Origin of the sequence: Lentzea miocenica (assembly GCF_033949945.1) — a bacterium.
Classification (GTDB): Bacteria; Actinomycetota; Actinomycetes; order Mycobacteriales; family Pseudonocardiaceae; genus Lentzea; species Lentzea miocenica.
In genome coordinates this window covers 100802-120355 of sequence record NZ_JAXAVW010000029.1, presented here as the reverse complement: position 1 = coordinate 120355, position 19554 = coordinate 100802, and the positions used below count along the sequence as shown (strand labels likewise).

15 protein-coding genes are annotated in these 19554 nt (G+C 68.7%); 7 read left to right on the top strand and 8 right to left on the bottom strand.

Translation table 11 applies throughout. From position 1 onward, the window contains the following. Nucleotides 1–22 precede the first annotated feature (22 nt). Nucleotides 23–472 (bottom strand): Lrp/AsnC family transcriptional regulator, encoded by a 450-nt coding sequence (locus tag SK803_RS31665; protein WP_319969809.1) that lies wholly within the window; start codon nt 470–472, stop codon nt 23–25. A gap of 51 nt (nt 473–523) precedes the next feature. On the opposite strand from SK803_RS31665, the gene SK803_RS31660 reads away from it, so the two are divergent. The 5 genes from SK803_RS31660 (at nt 524) to SK803_RS31640 (ending at nt 5674) form a co-directional block, all read left to right on the top strand. Further along, nucleotides 524–1657 carry a MalY/PatB family protein gene (locus SK803_RS31660; protein WP_319969808.1) on the top strand — a complete coding sequence of 378 codons (1134 nt, stop codon included), beginning with the start codon at nt 524–526 and terminating at the stop codon, nt 1655–1657. Nucleotides 1658–1685: 28 nt separating this feature from the next. Then, complete coding sequence (locus SK803_RS31655) at nt 1686–2579, top strand: DMT family transporter (protein ID WP_319969807.1); 894 nt, start codon at nt 1686–1688, stop codon at nt 2577–2579. Between the two features lie 10 nt (nt 2580–2589). Further along, nucleotides 2590–2967 carry a tetratricopeptide repeat protein gene (locus SK803_RS31650; RefSeq protein ID WP_319969806.1) on the top strand — a complete coding sequence of 126 codons (378 nt, stop codon included), beginning with the start codon at nt 2590–2592 and terminating at the stop codon, nt 2965–2967. Nucleotides 2968–3159: 192 nt separating this feature from the next. Then, nucleotides 3160–4389 carry a chymotrypsin family serine protease gene (locus SK803_RS31645; protein ID WP_319969805.1) on the top strand — a complete coding sequence of 410 codons (1230 nt, stop codon included), beginning with the start codon at nt 3160–3162 and terminating at the stop codon, nt 4387–4389. An 85-nt stretch (nt 4390–4474) separates the two neighbouring features. Further along, nucleotides 4475–5674 carry a chymotrypsin family serine protease gene (locus SK803_RS31640; RefSeq protein WP_319969804.1) on the top strand — a complete coding sequence of 400 codons (1200 nt, stop codon included), beginning with the start codon at nt 4475–4477 and terminating at the stop codon, nt 5672–5674. Between the two features lie 3 nt (nt 5675–5677). Here SK803_RS31640 and efeB read toward each other — a convergent pair whose 3' ends face one another. Genes efeB through efeU form a run of 3 tightly spaced genes read right to left on the bottom strand, consistent with a single transcriptional unit; the run spans nt 5678 to nt 8879 of the window. Continuing rightward, entirely contained in the window at nt 5678–6925 is a 1248-nt protein-coding gene (efeB, locus tag SK803_RS31635) for an iron uptake transporter deferrochelatase/peroxidase subunit (RefSeq protein ID WP_319969803.1), read from the bottom strand. After that, nucleotides 6922–8046 (bottom strand): iron uptake system protein EfeO, encoded by a 1125-nt coding sequence (gene efeO, locus SK803_RS31630; RefSeq protein WP_319969802.1) that lies wholly within the window; start codon nt 8044–8046, stop codon nt 6922–6924. Before efeO ends, efeB begins: the two co-directional genes overlap by 4 nt. Nucleotides 8047–8054: 8 nt before the next feature. Further along, nucleotides 8055–8879 carry an iron uptake transporter permease EfeU gene (gene efeU / locus SK803_RS31625; protein WP_319969801.1) on the bottom strand — a complete coding sequence of 275 codons (825 nt, stop codon included), beginning with the start codon at nt 8877–8879 and terminating at the stop codon, nt 8055–8057. A gap of 129 nt (nt 8880–9008) precedes the next feature. Between efeU and SK803_RS31620 the strand changes: the two genes are divergently transcribed. Together SK803_RS31620 and SK803_RS31615 are read left to right on the top strand one after the other, a co-directional pair. Further along, the gene (locus tag SK803_RS31620; protein ID WP_319969800.1) at nt 9009–9830 is read left to right on the top strand and encodes a lysozyme family protein; all 822 of its coding nucleotides are present in this window, start codon (nt 9009–9011) and stop codon (nt 9828–9830) included. A gap of 682 nt (nt 9831–10512) precedes the next feature. Continuing rightward, nucleotides 10513–10797: a hypothetical protein gene (locus SK803_RS31615; RefSeq protein WP_319969799.1), complete on the top strand. Its 285-nt coding sequence runs from the start codon at nt 10513–10515 to the stop codon at nt 10795–10797. 100 nt (nt 10798–10897) lie between these two features. On the opposite strand, the gene SK803_RS31610 is transcribed toward SK803_RS31615, so the two are convergent. Genes SK803_RS31610 through mfd form a run of 4 tightly spaced genes read right to left on the bottom strand, consistent with a single transcriptional unit; the run spans nt 10898 to nt 19525 of the window. Beyond that, nucleotides 10898–14068, bottom strand: a complete 3171-nt coding sequence (locus SK803_RS31610) for a S41 family peptidase (RefSeq protein WP_319969798.1) — start codon at nt 14066–14068, stop codon at nt 10898–10900. A gap of 29 nt (nt 14069–14097) precedes the next feature. Next, nucleotides 14098–15018: a MazG family protein gene (locus SK803_RS31605; RefSeq protein ID WP_319969797.1), complete on the bottom strand. Its 921-nt coding sequence runs from the start codon at nt 15016–15018 to the stop codon at nt 14098–14100. Next, on the bottom strand, nt 15015–15956 hold the full coding sequence (locus tag SK803_RS31600; protein ID WP_319969796.1) for a hypothetical protein: 942 nt from the start codon (nt 15954–15956) through the stop codon (nt 15015–15017). The genes SK803_RS31605 and SK803_RS31600 overlap by 4 nt, the downstream gene beginning before the upstream one ends. 14 nt (nt 15957–15970) lie before the next feature. Beyond that, nucleotides 15971–19525 (bottom strand): transcription-repair coupling factor, encoded by a 3555-nt coding sequence (gene mfd / locus SK803_RS31595; protein ID WP_319969795.1) that lies wholly within the window; start codon nt 19523–19525, stop codon nt 15971–15973. Between the last annotated feature and the right edge of the window lie 29 nt (nt 19526–19554).

Below are 19554 nucleotides of genomic sequence, written 5' to 3'. Positions count from 1 at the left end.
GGCATTCCCCGCTTCCCGCGACTCAAGGACGGGTCGGCAACGGGCGCGGCTCGATCACCTGTTTCATGACGATCGTCGAGGTCAGGCCACGCACGCCGGGCAGCTTGGCGAGCGTCTCCTCGTACAGCCGTTGGTATGAAGCGAGGTCCGCGGTGACCACGCGCAGCAGGTAGTCGGGGCTGCCGAACAGGCGTTGGGCCTCCACCACGTTCGGCACGTCGATCAACGCCCGGTCGAAGTCGTCCATGGAGTCCAGCCGCAGCTTGGCGAACACCAGCGCCTCGAAGCCGAACCCGATCGCGGCGGCGTCCACCACGGCCCGGTAGCCGCGGATCACCCCGGCGCGTTCCAGCTCGCGCAGGCGGCGCTGGCAGCGGGAGATGCTCAGCTGCACCTTGTCGGCCAGGTCGGTGACGGTCAGCCGGCCGTCCGCCTGCACCTCGGCAAGAATCTTGCGGTCGATGGCGTCCATGCGGCAAAGAATGGCAAACACTTCCTCCGCCGACTCTCCTAGCTTTGCCCCATGAACCCGTTACGTCAGCTTTCCCTGGACCAGCTGAGGCAACGCACGAGCATGAAGTGGCGGTACTACCCCGAGGACGTGCTGCCGGTGTGGGTGGCCGAGATGGACGTGCCGCTCGCCGAACCGGTCGCGCGGGCGATCATCGAGGCCGTCAAGCGAGGTGACACCGGCTATCCCAACGGCACCGCGTACGCCGAGGCGCTCGCCGAGTTCGCGAAGAAGCGCTGGGACTGGGCGCCGGCCGTGGAACGCACCGCGATCGTGCCCGACGTGATGCTGGGCGTCGTCGAGATGTTCCGGCTGGTCTCCCACCGCGACGCGCCCGTCGTGGTCAACTGCCCGGTCTACCCGCCCTTCTACCAGTTCATCGAGTCGCTGGGACGCACTGTCGTCGAGGCGCCGCTCGGCGATTCCTGGCGGATCGACTTCGCCGCGTTGCAGGACGCGTTCGTGCGCGCGGGCGAGGGCTCGGTCTACCTGCTGTGCAACCCGCACAACCCGACCGGCACCGTCCACACCGCCGCCGAGCTCGAAGAAGTCGCGGAACTGGCGCGCAGGCACGGAATTCGCGTCGTGGCGGACGAGATCCACGCGCCCCTCACGACCGCGGGCTTCGTGCCGTACCTCAGCGTCGCGGACGACGGGCTGTCGGTGATGTCGGCCACCAAGGGGTGGAACCTGGCCGGGCTGAAGGCGGCGCTCGCGATCGCGGGTCCGGACGCCGCCGAGGACCTCGCGCGGCTGCCGGAGGAGGTCGGCCACGGGCCGAGCCACGTCGGGGTCATCGGCCACACCGCGGCGTTCCGCGACGGCGTCGACTGGCTGGACGCCCTGCTGGACGGGATCGACGAGAACCGGCGGCTGCTCACCGACCTGCTGGCAGAACACCTCCCCGCCGTCCGCCACACGCCGGGGCAGGGCACCTATCTGGCCTGGCTGGACTGCCGCGGACTGGGCCTCGGCGACGATCCCGCCAAGACGTTCCTGAAGCGCGGCAAGGTGGCGCTGAACTCCGGGCTGCCGTTCGGCACCGGCGGCGCGGGGTTCGTGCGGATGAACCTGGCGACGTCGCCGGAGGTGATCACCGAGGCGGTTCGCCGGATGGCCTTCGCGTGGAACGAAACCTCGTCCTGAGTGGTCCTGCCTGGTAGTCCTGGACAGCGTGCGGATCAAACCCGGCTTCGCGGTCATCACGGTGCTGGTCTGGGCGTCCGGCTATCCGGTGGGAGCGCTCGCCGTGGCCGTGGCTCCCCCGTTCCTGATGACCACGATCCGGTTCGCCCTGGCCGCCACGCTGATGGCGCTGGTCGCCCTGGTGACCAGCGCGCCATGGCCGCGTGGATGGCCGCTCGTCCACACCTGCGTCGCGGGGCTGCTCGTGCAGGCCGGCCAGTTCTCCGGTGTTTACCTGGGACTGAGGCTGGGCGTGCCGGCCGCGGTGACGGCGTTGGTCATTTCGTGCACGCCGGTCCTCACGGCCGTTGTGGCCGCTTGGGTGTTCCGTGTCCGAATTGGACTCAGGCAGCTGCTGGGACTCGGACTGGGCATCGCCGCGGTGCTGGCCGCGTTGTGGGACCGGCTGGGATCGTTCGGGTCCGGCGCGGTGTTCACCGTGCTGGGCATGCTCTGCTTCGTCGCGGGTGGCGTCTACCAGCAGAAGTTCTGCCGGGACACGGACTTCCGCAGTGGCAACGCGGTGCAGCACGCCGTGTCGGTGCCGGTGGTCGGGCTGCTCGCGCTGACCGAGAGCGCCGGGGTGACGGACTGGCGGCAGCTGTGGCTGACGCTGGTGTTCCTGGTGCTGGTGAACTCGATGGGCGGAGCGTCACTGTTCCTGGTCGGGGTGCGCGACGGCGGGGCGGCGGCGATGACCACGCTGTCCTCTGTGGTCCCGTCGGTGACGGCGCTGATCGCGTGGCCGTTGCTGGGGCAGGCGCCGACGACCGGCGTGGTGGCGGGCCTGGTGCTCGGGTTCCTCGCGTGCTGGCTGGGAACCGCCACCCCTTCGAGTTCTGTCGCCCGGACGGCAGTCGAAGAACGGCCGAACGCTGGGTAACGTTGATCGAATGACGGACAGCACCTTCGAGGCGTTCCGGAAGGCGGAGGCGTTGATGGCCCAGCGCAGGCCGCTGGAGGCGCTGCGCGAGCTGAAACAGGTGCTGGCCGAGGCCGGGGAAGCGCCGTCCGTGCAGCTGCTCGCGGGCCGGGCGTATCTCGGGTCCGCCCAGCTCAACCGGGCGGAAGAGGCGTTCCGCAAGGTCCTCGACCTCGATCCGAGCGATCACTACGCACGGTTCGCGCTGGGCAGGACCCTGCAACGGCTGGCCCGGCTGCCAGAGGCGCTGGCGCAGCTGAGGATGGCCGTCGCGATGAACCCGTCACCCGAGTACCAGGAAGCCCTCGGCGAGGTGCGTGCCCGGATGGCCGTGGAACGTGACCGGTGACTGTCCACTGAGGACCATTCAACACGTTGCTCCGTTTGGACGCATGCCCAACGGTGAGTGAGCGACTAAGTTCTCTGTGAGGCCACCATGGGGGCCGCACTGGATCTGGGGGGATCTGACAACCGTGAGCGCGGTTTGCGCTGCCCTCGTTCTGGTGTGCTGAAACGGCCGCGAACAGAGGGGTTTTTGGCAGTGAAGATGGTCAAGCTCTCGGCATTGGCGGCGGTCACCGCCACCGCAGCACTGCTGGCGTCGACCACGCCGTCACTCGCGCAGGGGCAGAGCAGCCCTTCCGCGATCACGCCTGAGGTCAAGGCGCTGATGACAACTCAGGACAAGCTCCACAAGATCGCCGACCGGTTCGAGAGAGGCAACGGCTTCGGCGGTCTCTTCGTCGACGCCGGCAGCAAGACCCTGAACGTGTACTGGAAGGGCAAGGCGCCCGCCAAGGTCACGGCGGCCGCCGCCGTCGCCAAGGCGCAGGGCCTCACCGTCAAGGTGCACTCCGCGAGGTACTCGCAGGCGGAGCTCAAGGCCGAGGCGTCGCGCATCGTCAAGACCAACCCGGCGATCCAGAGCATCGCCGCCAAGTACGACGGCAGCGGCCTCGCGGTCAAGCAGGCGGCGTCGGGCTTCTCGGCGAAGTCCGCCGTGCCGAGCTCAGTCGCCGTCGAGGTCGAGACCGGCGCTGTCGAGCTGGCCGCGTCCCGGCTCGTGGACTCCTCGCCCTACAAGGGCGGCGCGTACATCGTGAACCGCAGGGACGGCGTGGCGCAGGGCTCGTGCAGCTCCGGCTACACCGTGATCGACAACGCCACGGGTGCCGACAGGCTCCTGACGGCCGCGCACTGCGGTGCACTCGGCACCTCGTACACCAACGGCGCCGGCGAGCCCATCGGCCAGATCACCAGCCGCTCGGTGGCGTCGGACAGCGAGATCATCAGCCTCGTCGGCACCGGCACGGGTCAGGCGCGGGTGTGGATCGGCGACTCGATCCAGACCGAGTCGAACCAGTACGGCCTCGACGTCATCGGCTCCTCGGCGACGATCGCCGGCGACTGGCTGTGCGACTCGGGTGCGTACTCCGGCACCATCTGCGACATCCGCGCGATCAACGTCGGCCTGACCGTCTGCCTCACCAACTTCGGCTGCGTGAACAACTCGGTCGAGGCGCTGCACCAGGGCGGCTACAGCGCCGGCGGCAACGGCGACAGCGGCGGCCCGATCTTCTCGGTGCAGCAGCCCGGTGACCGGCTCGTCGCGCGCGGCACGCTGACCGCGATCTCGGTGGCGGCGGCCGACCTCCGCCAGTGCAGCGGCGTGCCGGCGGGCAACGGCCGCCAGTGCTCGCAGCGGATCATCTTCCCGGACGTCACGGCCCAGATGGCCGACCACAACTTCCGGATCAAGACGATCTCCTGACGTAACAGGAACAGGCGGGCTGGCGTCCTTTGTGGACATCAGCCCGCCTGTTGCACATTCAAGATCGAAAATCCCTGGGGGGACCATGAAGAAGACCAGGCTTTCAACGCTGGCGGCGATCACCGCCGTGGCCGCGTTGCTGGTACCGGCCACGCCGGCACTCGCGCAGCACGAAGGGCCTATCTCGGCCAAGGCCGTCGCACTGATGGCGACCCAGGACGAGCTCCACGAGGTCGCCGGCCGGATCGGCAAGGGCAGCGGCTTCAGCGGCTTCTACGTCGACGCGGCCACGAAGACGCTGAACGTCCACTGGAAGGGCACCGTTCCGGCCAAGGCCAGGACCGAGGCCGTCGTGGCCAGGGCCAAGGGCCTCAAGGTCCGGTTCCACCCGGCGAAGCACTCGCAGGCGGAGCTCAGGGCCGAGGCGGACCGCCTGACGAAGGCCGACACGTCGATCACGGGCGTCACGGTCAAGTACGACGGCAGTGGCCTCGTGGTCAAGCAGACGACGTCGGGCTTCTCCGCGAAGTCCGCACCGCGGAGTTCGGTCGCGGTCGAGGTCGAGACCGGTGCTGTCGAGCTGGCCGCCTCCCGCAACGCGGACTCCCCGCTGTACAAGGGTGGCGCGTTCATCAGGAACGTCGACTGGCAGCAGTCGTGCAGCTCCGGTTTCGCCGTGGTCAGCAATCCTTCGAACACGGAAGGGCTGCTGACGGCGGCGCACTGCGGCTGGCTGTCCACCACGTACAACAACGGCGCCGGTCAGCTCATCGGCACGGTCGGCACCGTCACCGCCCAGTCAGACGGCGCGGTCATCTCCGCCAGCGGCGAGCCCAAGGTGTGGATCGGCGACTCCATCCAGAACGAGGCCAACCAATACGGCCTCGACGTCGTCGGCGCCGACGAGACGCTTCCCGGCGACTGGCTGTGCACCTCCGGCGCGTTCTCCGGCACGATCTGCGAGATCCGCGCCGTCCAGACCGGCCTCCAGGCCTGGTTCGAAGGCTTCGGCATGGTCTTCGACCTGGTGGAGGCCGTGCACACCGGCGGGTACAGCGCCGGTGGGAACGGCGACAGCGGCGGTCCGGTCTTCTCGGTGCGGCAGCCCGGCGACAAGCTCGTCGCCCGCGGCACCCTGACCGCGATCTCGACCAAGTCCGCCGACATCCGCCAGTGCAGCGGAGTGCCGGCGGGCGTCGGGCGTCAGTGCTCGCAGAAGATCCTCTTCCCGGACATCACCAAGCAGCTGCGCCACCTGGACGCCCGGATCAAGACCGTCTCCTGATGCTCAGCCCCTGAACAGGGTTTCGCCCCAGTAGCCGCCGGGTTGCACACCCGGCGGCACTGCGAAGTGACCGGAACCCGTGTGCTCGATGTACTCCATCATGTCGTCCTTTGTGGACAACGCGTGCTGCATCGGCACGAACTGCGTGCGCGAGTCGCGGTTGAACGCCACGAAGAACAGGCCCGCGTCGAGGTGCCCGAGCCCGTCGGAGCCGTCGGTGAAGTTGTAGCCGCGGCGCAGGATCCTGGCCCCGTTCAACGACTCCGGCGAGGCGAGCCGGATGTGCGCGATGTCGTTGATCAGCGGGATCCCGCCCGCGCCCTTGACGTGCAGGTCGGGTTCGTCGAACTCCTTCTGCTGACCCAGCGGCGCGCCCTCGCCCTTGGTGCGGCCGACGATCTGCTCCTGCTCGACCAGCGACGTGCGGTCCCAGATCTCGATGTGCATGCGGATCCGGCGCGACACCAGGTACGTGCCGCCGACGAGCCAGTCGGGACCGTCCTCCTTCGAGACCCAGACGTGGTTGCGGAGGTGCTCGGTGTCCTCGGCCTTGATGTTGCGCGTGCCGTCCTTGAACCCGAACATGTTGCGCGGCGTCGCCTGGTCGCGGGTGGTCGACGAGGTGCGGCCGAACCCGAGCTGCGACCAGCGGACCGCGACCCGGCCGAAACCGATGCGCACCAGGTTGCGGATCGCGTGCACGGCGACCTGCGGGTCGTTCGCGCACGCCTGGATGCAGATGTCACCGTTGCTGCGCGCGGGATCCAGGTCGTCCTGCGGGAAGCGCGGCAGGTCGATCAGCCGTTCCGGCCGGCGGTCCTTCAACCCGAACCTGTCGTCGAACAACGACGGCCCGAAGCCGATCGTGATCGTCAGCGCGGACGCGGGCAGGTCGAGCGCCTCGCCGGTGTCCTTGGGCGGCGCCTCGGCGTTGCCACCGACCGCGCCGTTCTCCGCGGCCTCCTGGCCGGCGGTCATCCGTTCCGCGGCAACGGTCCACTGCTTGAGCAGGTCGATCAGCTCGTCGCGGCTCTTCGTCTTCACGTCCAGCGCGACGAAGTGCATGTGGTCCTGCGCGGGCGTGGTGATGCCCGCCTGGATGTCACCGTAGAACGGCACCTTCGCCGCGGCGACGTTCTCGACCTCCGGCGACGTCTTGGTGGCGAACACACCGGCGGCGGCGCCCGCGCCCGCGAGCGCCACACCGGCGCCCGCGAACCCGAGCAGCCTGCGACGGGGAACCCCGGTCACTTGGCCGACACCACTTCCGCCACCTTGCTGACCGGCTCGCCCAGCGCGTCCACGGCCTCGGCCAGCGCCTTGATCTCGTCCTGCGTCAGCTCGGTGTAGAGCTTGAAGCCGTCACCCTTGCGATGCTTCTCCAGCGCCTCGTCGAGCGCCTTGAACTTGGCGTCCAAAGTGGACACGAGTTCCCCGTCCTTCTGCTCGACGACCGGGCGCAGCGCGGCGATCGCGGCCTGCGAGCCGTCCACGTTGGCGCGGAAGTCCCACAGGTCGGTGTGCGAGTAGCGGTCCTCCTCACCGGTGATCTTGCCGGTGGCGACCTCGTCGAGCAGCTCCTTGGCACCGTTGGCCAGCTGCAACGGCGTCAGTTCGACCGCCTTCGCCTTGGCCACGATCTCCTTGACGTCGACCAGCAACTGGTCCGCGATCTTGTCGGAGTCGGCCTGCGGCCCGGACACCCACAGGTCCTTCTCGAGGCGGTGGAAGCCGGTGAACTCCATGCCCTCGTCGATCACGTCCTCACGGCCGTCGATCTTGGGGTCCAGATCACCGAAGCTCTCCGCGACGGGCTCGATGCGCTCCCAGTACAGCCGCGACACGGGGAAGAGCGCCTTCGCGTCGTCGACCTTCTTGCCCTTGACTGCGTTGACGAACTCCTCGGTCTTCACCAGCAGCTGGTCGGCCTGCGAGTTGACGTAACGCTGGTAGCTCTTGGTCGCCTCAGCGAGCAACGCGTTGCTGTCAGTGGACTTCTTGGCGTCACCGGTGACCGTGAAGTCGCCACGGATGCCGTCGCCCTTCATGCCGGGCTTGCACGCCGTCTGGAACTTGCCGGACTCCGTCACCTCGACGATCAGCTTCCGCGACAACCCCGGCCCGATGTTCTCGACCTCGCCGAGAATCCGGTCGCCCTCCGCGTAGAGGTAGAACTCGGTCACCTTGGTGCCCTTGTTGGTCACCTCGAACGTGACGTTGCCGGTGCTCGCGTCAGTCTTGGCAACCTTGCACGCGTCATCGGTCGCCTCAACAGCGATGTTGCCACTCGCACCACTCGTGCCGCCGTTGCCGCTACACGCCGCCAGCACCGCGAGCGAGCCGAGAATCACTACTGCCTTGCGCACGGTCACTCCATTGATCAGTTGGCCACGGCGGCGCGGCGGCGCGGCCGGATGAGGAACAGGGACAGAACCACCACCACGTAGGCGACCCACGCGATGGCCTGCAGCACGGACGTCCGCTGCGAGTAGTTGAAGAACCCCTTGAGCAACGCCCCGTACCAGGAGTCCTCCGGCACGGTGTCGCTGATGTCGAACGCCAGCGTGTTCAACCCGGGCAGAATCGCCGCCTCTTGCAGGTCGTGGATGCCGTAACTGAGCACCCCCGCCGCCACGAACACGAGCAGCACGCCCGTGACCGTGAAGAACTTCCCAAGATCGAACCGGATCGCCCCCTGGTACAGCAGCGCGGCGATCACCACAGCCACCGCGATCCCCAGCAAGAACCCGATGAGCGGCTCCGTCGTACCCCCGCCGGCAGCCTGCACACTGGAATAGAAGAAGACGGCCGTCTCCAGCCCTTCCCGGCCAACGGACAAAAGGGCAAGACCAACAATGGCGATAGGTCCGATTTGCAACGCTTCGTCCATTTTGCCGCGCAACTCAGTCGCGATCGTCTTGGCGGCCCTGCGCATCCAGAAGATCATTCCGGTGACGAACGCGACGGCAATGACCGACATGATCCCGCCGAACGCTTCCTGCTGCTCAAACGTCATGCCGGCAGCACTGAACGTGATGATCGCCCCGGCCGCTACGGACAGTGTGAGAGCAGTGACAACACCGACCCAAACCCACTTGAGCGCATGCGTTCTGCCCGTCTTCACGAGAAATGCGATCAAGATGCTCACCACGAGCGCGGCCTCAAGCCCCTCCCGCAGCCCGATCAAGCCATTGGCGAACAACATCCCGCGGCCTCCGCAAATTAGGTCGGCCTTATTTAAGGTAAGCCTAACCTGATTGTCCAGCCGCCATCAGTGCCGGTTTCATCACGCTTGACCCGGCCACCACCCCGGCCGACCACGTAGCCTGGCTACGTGGTCCCGCCGCCGCTGAAGGATTCCCCCGCCCGCCGCACCCGCTCAGGCAACATCTTCGGCCGCATCGTCCTGGTGCTGCTGCTGATAGTCGTAGTAGCCGCCGGCGCCTGGGGCCTGGGCGCCCTGAACCGCAAGGACGCCGCCCCACCAGGCCCACCCCCGTTCCTGGTCCCCATCCAGGAAGTACAACCAGGCGCAGCAGCCCCAGGCAGCGCAGCCACCCCGGGCAACACCACAACAGCAGACGCCAACCCCCTGACCGAGTGGGCAACGAGAGTCGCCTCAAAAACCGACATCCCCACCCGCGCCCTGCACGCCTACGCCGCAGCCGACCTCACCATGCAGCGCGAAGCCCCCGCCTGCCGCATCTCCTGGGCCACCCTGGCAGGCATCGGCAGAGTCGAATCGCACCACGGCAACATCAACGGCTCCCGCCTCCAGGACAACGGCCTCCCCAGCCGCCCCATCATCGGCATCCCGCTGGACGGCGGCCCAGGCGTAAAAGCCATCCCGGACACCGACGGCGGCCGCCTGGACGGCGACACCTCCTGGGACCGGGCCGTAGGCCCAATGCAGTTCATCCCAGGCACCTGGAACCGCTGGGCCAAGCGAGCAGCGGCAGACGGCCTCCCAGCAGACCCGCAGAACATCGACGACGCAGCCCTGACAGCAGCGCGCTACCTCTGCGGAGGCGGAGCACGAGACCTGGGCACAGGCCAGGGTTGGTGGGCAGCAGTGATGACCTACAACAACTCCGTGGAGTACGGCCAAAACGTGTTCAGCGGCGCCGACGCCTACGCAAGGGCAAGCGTGACCTAGCCACCGATGCCGCAGGCGAGGTCCCAGCCCCCAGGAAAGGCGACCACACGCAGAAACGGGGCAGCGGAAGAACCGCTGCCCCGCAGGCCAGGCGACCCAACAGAAGGAGCCGGTCAGTCGGGGCGACCAGCCCAAGGGCAAACACCCAACCCCGCACTGCACAAGCAATCTGTGCGTTCTAACAGCATCCGAAGGAAGCCGGGACCTGGCGGATGAAGGCCCCGGCCCCCTCTCTCAGACCCCTGCCAAGGGCGCGGAGGACGTGGCCAAATCCTCAACAGGGGATGCCAACTCCACCGACACCTCAACGGAAGGCTGCTCAACAGGCTCCGATGGCGCCGGCTCGGATCGATCACACGGAGGCTCAACCGGAGTAGTGGGCACGGTCGGCGTGGACGGCGGAACCGGATCCTCAGCCCGAGGCGTGGAAGGCGGCACCTCCGCAGGCGGCGAGACAGGCGGCACAGTCGGCTCCGCAGGAGCACTGGAAACCGGCGGCTCCAACACCGGAGGAGCAGCAGGAGGAGGCCCAACCACACTCGACGTGGTCACCACCGGCGGCGAAGCACTGTCCGAAGAGGACGTGACCACCGGCCCGCCAGGCTCTTCCTCGCCAGGCTCAGGCTCATTCCGCCCAACAGCCGCAGGCTTCGTAGTACTGACCCGCACAGTCTCGGTAACAGTGGCCACCCGAGTCTGCGTGGCCGTGGCCAACCGAGCCGCCGCGACCTCCCGAGCCCGCCCCTCCACCACCACGGTCTCCGTCACCGTGGACATCGAAACCCCGGTCTCGAAGGGTTCGGTCCACCACTGCGAAGTAGGCCGAGCAGGCGGAGGCGCCGCCAACGGCGCCTCGTCCGGCGACCCCGTCAGGGCGATCAACGCGAACATGCCGCCCAGCGCCAGGAACGGCACGACGACCACGGCACCAAAACATCCGCGACCGCTGCGCGGCTCATCACGGTGACTCATCTCCAGCACACCCCCGAACGGTGACAACTGTTCCATCTGGTTGATCGTCCACATGGAACAGTCCGTCACAGTTCTTTAGTCACACGATGGGGTGTTCACGCCAACGGCGGCAACTCCGGAGCGTGAGCAGCAGGCGAAGATGAAAGGCTTTCCAGAGCCAACGAAACGGCCTTCTCCAGCTGCGGGTCGCGCCCGGAAACACGGTCGGAGGGCGACATGACCACCTCGATGTCCGGGTCGACACCGTAGTTCTCCACGTCCCACCCATGGCCCTTGAACCAGGACGCGTACCTCGGTTGGGTGACCATGGTGCCGTCTACCAGCGTGTAGAGCATGTCGATGCCGATGACGCCGCCCCAGGTCCGGACCCCGATGACGGGTCCGATCCCGAGTTCCTTGATGGCCACGTTGACGATGTCGCCGTCGGATCCTGCGTACTCGTCGGCCACCGCCACGACCGGTCCGCGCGGCGCGTCCTGCGGGTACGACTCCGACGCCGTGTAGCCGCGCGCCACCGACCACCCGATGACCTTGCGGCCGAGCTTCTCGATCACCAGCTGGGACGTGTGACCGCCGCCGTTCTCACGGACGTCCAGCACCAACGCCTCGCGCGCCAGCTCCACCCGCAGGTCGCGGTGCAGCTGGGCCCAGCCGGCGCCCATCATGTCCGGCACGTGCAGATAGCCCACACGACCGCCCGAGACCTGGTGTGTGAACGCACGCCTGTTCGCCACCCAGTCGTGGTAGCGCAGCGGCTCTTCGTCAGCCAGAGGCACGACAACGACCCGACGCAGCTCTCCACCACCACTCGGCCGCACGGTCAGCTCCACGGGCTTGCCCGCGGTGCCCACCAGCAACGCTCCAGGGCCGGCCAGACCAACCGGACGGCCGTCAACGGCCACCAGCACGTCGCCCGCGCGCACGGCCACCCCAGGGGCAGCCAGCGGCGAACGGGCGTGCGGGTCAGACGTCTCACCGGGGATCACGCGCTGAACGACCCAGTCATCGCCCTCACGAACCAGGTCCGCTCCCAGCAGACCCTGACGACGGGACGCGGGCACGCGCGGCGACTCGCCCCAGACGTAGGCGTGCGAGGTGCCGAGTTCGCCCTGCACCTCCCACAGCAGGTCGACCAGGTCGTCGTGGCTGCCCAGCTCGGCCACCAGCGGCCGGTACCGGTCGAGCTCGCCCTGCCAGTCGACGCCGCCCATGTCGGTGCGCCAGAAGTGGTCGCGCATGAGCCGCCCGTTCTCGGCGTACATCTGCGCCCACTCCAGCGCGGGATCGACCACGACCCGCACCCGAGCCAGGTCGATCTCCACGTAGTCGGCGGAGTCCTCGTCGGCCTTGCTGTCGGTCGGCACCACCCGCAGGTCACCGCGGTCCTCGACGACCATCCGCTTGCCGTCACCGGACACCGCAAACGCTTCCGCGCTGTCCGCCAGGCACTCGGTCTTCGACTTCGCGAGGTCGAAGCGCTCCAGCACCGTGCGCGGCGGCCGGGCCTCCGGCGAAGCCAGGTTGTCGCCCAGCACCCCGAGCAACGGCCGGCGCAGCCACAACAACCCGCCCTTGGCGGCCTTGAGACCCACGTATTCGGCAGCCGCGACCGGCACCGGCACGACGCGATCGGAGATGCCCTCGATGTCGACCTTCGTGACCGCGGTCTTCTCGTCCTCGTCGTCGGAGTCCTTGTCCTCGTCGCCGACCGGGCGGCCACCGTGCATCGGCGCGAACGGCGACGGCGTGGTGGCGGCCAGCGGCACGAGGTGGGGCCGGCAACCGGTCGGGAACGACAGGTCGAAGACGTGCGCGTCGTAGACCGGGTCGAACGTGCGGATCGACAGGAACGCCAGGTACTTGCCGTCCTCGGTGAAGGTCGGCGCGAAGTCGGCGAAGCGCAGTGGCGTCACGTCCACGACGGACAGATCGGTCGCGTTCACCATCTTGATGTGCCGCAACGGGATCGGGCCGGGATGCGACCACGCCAGCCACGCGGAGTCCGGCGAGAACGCGAGGTTCGTGATGTGCGCGTTGGCGCCCGACACGACCTCGCGGACCTCGCCGGAAGCGATGTCCACCAACAACAACCGGCCGTCGTGCGTCGCCACGGCCACGCGCGAACCATCCGGTGCGGCAGCCAGCGACATGACCCGGCCCAGCACGCCGGAAGCGATGCGGCGCGCGGTGTTGCCCGGCTCGACGCCACCGACGGGCGCGATCTCCAGGGCTTCCTCGCCCTCGACGTCCGTCACCCACACCACGTGGTTCGTCTCGCCGAGCACCTTCGGCAGCCGTGCGCGGACGTCCGAGCGGTCGGCCAGCACCCGCACGGGGCCGTCGCGATGCGTCACCCAGTGCACGGAACCGCGGACCTCGACGGCCGACGCGCGGCCGGTGTGGTCGACGCTGAACGACTCGATGTTGCCGGAAGCCTTGATGTGGAGCGGTTGCAGGCCGGTGCGCGGGCCGCCGAGCTTGATGTCGAGCTTGCGCAGGTCCGACAGGCCCTCCAGCAGCCACAGCTCGCCGGCCTGGTGGAAGATGACCCGCTCGCCGTCGCTGGAAGCGTTGCGCGCGTAGAACTCCCCGGTCGTGTGGCGACGCAGGTCGGTGCCGTCCGGCAGCACCGAGTACACACTGCCGACACCCTCGTGGTCCGACAGGAACGCGATCCGGCCGTCCACCCACATCGGGTTCGTCAGCGACGACTTCAGGTCGCCCAGGATCCGGGAGAACTCGCCGTCACCAGCGAGATCCACCCACAGCTTGCCGGCGGTGCCGCCCCGATAACGCTTCCAGTTCGCGGGTTCCTGCATGTAGCTCGACGACGTGACGATCTGCCCGTCCGGACCGAACGAGACGTCGTTGACCCACCCGAACGGCAGCACCTCGGCCGGTCCGCCGTCCAGCCCAACGGCGTGCGCCTGCTTGCGGTGCCTCGACATCTGCCCGGTGGTCGACACGGCCAGCACTCGCCCGTCCGGCGTCCACCCGGACACCGCCGTGCGGCTCACACCCCAGTGCGTCAATCGGCGTGCGGGGCCACCGTCCACAGGCGCCACCCGCACTTCCGGTGCGCCGTCGATCGCGCTGGCCCACGCGAGATGCGTGCCGTCAGGGGAGAATCGTGGCGAGCGGGCGGATACCTGATCGGCGGACGCCCGCCAGGCCCTTCCCCCACCGACGGGCGCGAGCCACACGTCGTTCTCCGCCACGAACGTCACCAAGTCACCGCTCAGGTGCGGATACCGCAGGTAAGTCACGAGATCGACGTTAGCCCACGTTCACCGTTTCAGGAGGGCCAAAAACGCCGCCAGTCCTCTGCTGTCAGAGAATCTGCACCTTCGGCCCGCGCCTTGGCTTCCGCTTCGCGGACGTTCGCGGCGAAACGGCGGCAGACCTGGCGGAGCTCTGTCTCCGGGTCCTCGCCCGCGATCTTCGCGAGAGCGGTCACGGCGAACAACGTCGTGCCCGTGTCGTCGTCCTCCGGCAGCAGATCGACGGGAAGACCCGCGCGTTTGGTGCGCTGCACCAGCTTCGCGGCCAGCGCGACGGCCGGCTGACCCAGCGCGACACCGTCCACACTGGACTCTCGGCGCTTCTCGACCTGCTTCAGCTCTTCCCACCGGTGCTGCTGCGAGGTCGCGTCGTGCACCGCCGGATCGTGCCCTTCGAAGACGTGCGGGTGACGGCCGACGAGCTTGGCCACCAGTTCCGACGCAACCGCATCGATGTCGAACGGATCACTCGGATCCTCGGCCGCGACCCGAGCGTGGAACAGCACCTGCAGGAGCACGTCACCCAGCTCCTCGCGCATCGCCGCGCGGTCGCCGTCCTCGATCGCCTCCAGCAGTTCGAAGGTCTCCTCGACCAGGTACTGGCGCAGCGACTGGTGATCCTGCTCCGCGTCCCACGGACATCCGCCCGGCGAACGCAGCCGGTGCATCACCGCGGCCGCGTCGAGCAACGCGGCACCCATCGGCTCCGGCGTCGTGATCACTACGGCACCGGGATACGCCTCGGCCGAGGTCGCGATCACCACGGCGCCGTCCTCGACGACCGCGGGCGCCGGCCCGTCGACACCCAGCGTGGACCAGAACTCCGCAGCGACACCCTCGCCCGCGTAGACGGCCTTGGCCGTGCGCAACGCGGGCAGGGCGGCAGCGGGCAGCACGGCGTCGAGCCGCTCGCTCAGGACGATGACGGTGATCAAGACTTGTTCTTGGCCGCGGGCACGCCGACGAACCCTGCCTTCTCACCGGCGGAGGGCACCACGGTCGCGTCGGTCGGGTCCCACACGCCGTAGCGCGGGTTGACCTCGATCTGCTGGTCCGCCGCCAGGAACTGGGCGATCCGCAGGCCGAACGCGGCGAGCAGGCGGGGGTCGATCCGCTCGGTCAGGTCGTCCTCACCCGGAACCGGGGAGACCTTGTTGCGCTCCTTGACCAGCGCGACCATCCAGCTGGACTGCTGCTCGTCGGCCGGGAAGGCGACGATGGTGCCGGGCTGCACGCCCCACAGCATCGTGTGCACCAGCGACGGGTTCTCGGTGACGCGGACCTTCTGGTTCGACGCCGAGGCCTGCTGGCCGCCCGTGGTGCGCGGAGCCTCCTGCACGAACCGCGACATCTTCGAGGGGTCGGCCGTGACTTCAGCGGCCTTCTCCTTGGCTTCCTTCGGGTCCTTGACCTGGAAGAAGTCGATCACGACCTCGAGCGTGGAGAGATTGCGCTTGGCGAGCTCGCCCATGACCAGCACGTCGCGCTGGCGACGGTAGATCGTGGTCTCGTCCTGCTCGCTCTGCTTGGCGGCCGCCTCGGGCCCGCCCTTCTCCTGCACCGCGTCGTACACCTTGGTCTCGTCGACCGTGATGTTCTCGCGCTGCGCCGCGTGCTCGGCGATCTTGTGGGTGATCTCGTCGGCCAGCACCAGCCGCGAGACCTGGTCGAGCTTGCCCTGGTCCTGCATCTGCTGGGCAGCGGGCTCCTTCTTGAGCACCTTCACGGTGCGTTCCTGGACGGTGCCCAGGCCGATCGACTGACCCCCGACGATCGCGGCCGAACTGGCCTTCGCGGGCCCGGTGCCACAACCGGTGGCGAACAGCGCCACGGCAACACCGACCAGCGAGAAACGCTTCAGAACAGTGCTCACGAGGATCTACCCTCTCACGCCTTGGTGACCGGGGTCACGGGAGTCCCCGCGAGTGAGTCGAGGAACGCACCGCACCAGTTCAACAGCTCCTGGTCGCGCAGCTGCGGTGCGCCCATCCGGCCGCCCGCCGCTCCCTCTGTCGGCCTAGGCACGGTGATCGTGCCCAGTGCCTGCTTGTAGAGGGCCTTCGGGAACAACCGGCGCAACCTGACCAGCTGCGAGTCGAGCAGCTCCAGCCTCGCGAACCGGATGTTCTGCCCCATCGCGATCACCTCGGTGACCCCGTGCCGGCGGCAGGTGTGCCGCAGCCGGGCCACGCTGAGCAGGCGCTCGACCGGCTCCGGCGGCGTGCCGTAGCGGTCCTTGAGCTCGTCCCACACGGCCTGCAGCGCCGGCTCGTCCGAGGCGGCCGCGATCTTGCGGTAGGCCTCCAGGCGAAGGCGCTCGCCCGGCACGTACTCGTGCGGGATGTGCGCGTCCACCGGGAGATCGACGCGGACCTCGGCGAGATCCTCCTCGACCTCGGGCCCGTCCGCACCCGCGTGCCTGCGGAACGCCTCGACGGCCTCGCCCACCAGCCGGATGTACAGGTCGAAGCCGACGCCCGCGATGTGCCCGGACTGCTCGGCGCCGAGGATGTTGCCGGCGCCGCGGATCTCCAGGTCCTTCATCGCCACGGCCATGCCCGCGCCCAGCTCGGTGTTCTGCGCGATCGTCGCGAGCCGGTCGTGCGCGTGCTCGGTCAGCGGGGTCTCCGGCGGGTACAGGAAGTACGAGTACCCGCGCTCGCGGCCACGGCCGACGCGGCCGCGCAACTGGTGCAGCTGGGCCAGGCCGAGCAGGTCGCCGCGCTCGACGATCAGCGTGTTGGCGTTGGAGATGTCCAGGCCCGTCTCGACGATCGTGGTGCAGACGAGGACGTCGTACTCGCGTTCCCAGAAGCCCTGGATGAGGTGTTCGAGCTTGTCCTCGTTCATCTGGCCGTGCCCCGTCACGACCCTGGCCTCGGGCACCAGCTCGCGGATGCGCTTCGCGGCCTTCTCGATCGTCGAGACCCGGTTGTGCACGTAGAAGACCTGGCCGTCGCGCATCAGCTCCCGCCGGATCGCGGCACCGACCTGCTTGTCGTCGTACGCGCCGACGTAGGTGAGGATCGGGTGGCGTTCCTCCGGCGGTGTCAGGATCGTCGACATCTCGCGGATGCCCGCGAGCGACATCTCCAGCGTGCGCGGGATCGGCGTCGCGGACATGGTCAGCACGTCGACGTGCGTGCGGAGCGCCTTGATGTGTTCCTTGTGCTCCACCCCGAACCGCTGCTCCTCGTCGACGATCACGAGGCCGAGGTCCTTGTAGCGCACGGTCTTCTGCAGCAACCGGTGCGTGCCGATCACGATGTCGACCTCGCCGTCCGCGAGGCCCGCGATGGTCTGCGCGGACTCCTGCGGGTCGGTGAAGCGGCTCAGTCCCCTGACGTTCACCGGGAACTGTCGCATGCGCTCGGCGAACGTGTTGAGGTGCTGCTGGGCGAGCAGCGTCGTCGGCACCAGCACGACGACCTGCTTGCCGTCCTGCACCGCCTTGAACGCCGCGCGGACCGCGATCTCCGTCTTGCCGTAGCCGACGTCACCGCAGATGACGCGGTCCATCGGCACGGACCGTTCCATGTCGGCCTTGACCTCGTCGATCGCGGCCATCTGGTCCTGCGTCTCGGTGAACGCGAACGCGTCCTCCAGCTCGCGCTGCCACGGCGTGTCGGCCGCGAACGCGTGACCAGGTGCGCTCTGGCGGGCCGCGTAGAGCTGCACCAGCTCGGCCGCGATCTGCTTGACCGCCTTGCGCGCCTTGGACTTCGTGTTCTTCCAGTCGCTGCCGCCGAGCTTGTTCAACGTGGGCAGCTCGCCACCGACGTACCGGCTGACCTCGTCGAGCTGGTCGGTCGGGACGAACAACCGGTCGCCCGGCTGGCCGCGCTTCGACGACGCGTACTCCAGGACCAGGTACTCGCGGGTGGCACCCGCGACGGTGCGCTGCACCATCTCCACGTACTTGCCGATGCCGTGCTGCTCGTGCACCACGAAGTCGCCCGCCTTGAGCGCCAGCGGGTCCACCGCGTTGCGCCGCTTCGACGGCATCTTGCGCATGTCCTTTGTGGACGTTCCACCGCGACCGCCGGTCAGGTCGGTCTCGGTGAGCACGACCAGCCCCAGGTCCGGCAGCACGAAGCCGTCTTCGAGCGAGCCGCGCACGACCGTGACGGTGCCCGCTTTCGGCGCCTCGTCGAGGGATTCGAAGCAGACCGCCGAGACGTCCGCTTCCTTGAGCCGCTCAACGGCACGTTGCGCGGTGCCGGCGCCGGGCACGACCAGCACGGCCGCGCCACCCGTCGCGGTGTGCGCCTTGAGGTCGGCGAACGCGCGCTCGACGTCGCCCTGGTAGGCCTCGACCGCCTTGACGTCGAGGTGCACCACGTCCGACGCGTCGGTGGTGAGCTGGCTGAGCGTCCACCACGGACGGTCGTTCGCCTTGGCGTGGTCGGCGATCTCGCGCAGGCCCTGGTAGGCGCTGCGGCCGAGGTCGATCGGCGCCTTGCCCCCGCCGGCGGCCGCCATCCAGGAGGCTTCGAGGAACTCCTGGCCGGTGCGGACGAGGTCGGCGGCGCGGGCCCGGATCTTCTCGGGGTCGTTGAGCAGCACGTGCGTGCCGCGGGGAACGGCGTCCGTGAGCAGCTGGAGCTCACCGGGGCAGAGCGCGGGGATGAGCGCCTCCATGCCCTCGACCGCGATGCCGTTGGAGATCTTCTCCAGCATCTCCACGAGGTGGGCGTCCGACTGGTGCTCCTCCGCGAGCTCGGCCGCGCGCAGCTTCACGTCGTCGGTCAGCAGCAGCTCACGGCACGGCGGCGCGACGAAACCGGAGACCTCCTCCGGCAGCGATCGCTGGTCCTGCACGGAGAACGGCCGGATCTCGCTGACCTCGTCGCCCCAGAACTCGACGCGGTACGGGTGCTCGGCGGTCGGCGGGAAGATGTCGAGGATGCCGCCGCGGGTCGCGTACTCGCCGCGCTTCTCGACCATGTCGACGCGGGTGTAGGCGTTCTCGGCGAGCTGCGTGATCAGCTCCGCGAAGTCCTGCTCCTCGCCGGTCCTGAGATGAACGGGCTTCAGCTCGCCGAGGTCCGGCGCCATCGGCTGGATCAGGCTGCGGACCGTCGTGACGAGGACCTTGATCGGGTTGCCCTCTGGGTGCTTCAACCTGCGCAGAACTTGCAGGCGTGCACCGACGGTGTCCGCGCGCGGCGACAACCGTTCGTGCGGCAGCGTCTCCCAGCTGGGGAAGAACGCCACCTTGTCCGCGCCGATGAGGTCCCTCAGGACGTTCGTCAGCTCCTCGGCCTCACGCCCGGTGGCGGTGACGGCGAGGACGGGCTTCGCGGTGGACAGCGCCGCGACCACGAGCGGGCGGGCGGCCAGCGGGCCGTCGAGCGCCAGCTCGGGCACGCCGGCGGAGTCGATCAACGTGCGGAGGGCTTTGTCGGGCAGGACACCATCGAGCAGGCCGAGCAGCGGCATGTGAGAAACCCCGGTCGAGTGGGAGACGC

Coding starts and splice junctions, on each gene's coding strand:
- SK803_RS31660 (WP_319969808.1), top strand. CDS start 524: ATGAACCCGTTACGTCAGCTTTCCCTGGACCAGCTGAGGCAACGCACG.
- mfd (WP_319969795.1), bottom strand. CDS start 19,525: ATGCCGCTGCTCGGCCTGCTCGATGGTGTCCTGCCCGACAAAGCCCTC.
- SK803_RS31650 (WP_319969806.1), top strand. CDS start 2,590: ATGACGGACAGCACCTTCGAGGCGTTCCGGAAGGCGGAGGCGTTGATG.
- SK803_RS31640 (WP_319969804.1), top strand. CDS start 4,475: ATGAAGAAGACCAGGCTTTCAACGCTGGCGGCGATCACCGCCGTGGCC.
- SK803_RS31665 (WP_319969809.1), bottom strand. CDS start 472: ATGGACGCCATCGACCGCAAGATTCTTGCCGAGGTGCAGGCGGACGGC.
- efeU (WP_319969801.1), bottom strand. CDS start 8,879: ATGTTGTTCGCCAATGGCTTGATCGGGCTGCGGGAGGGGCTTGAGGCC.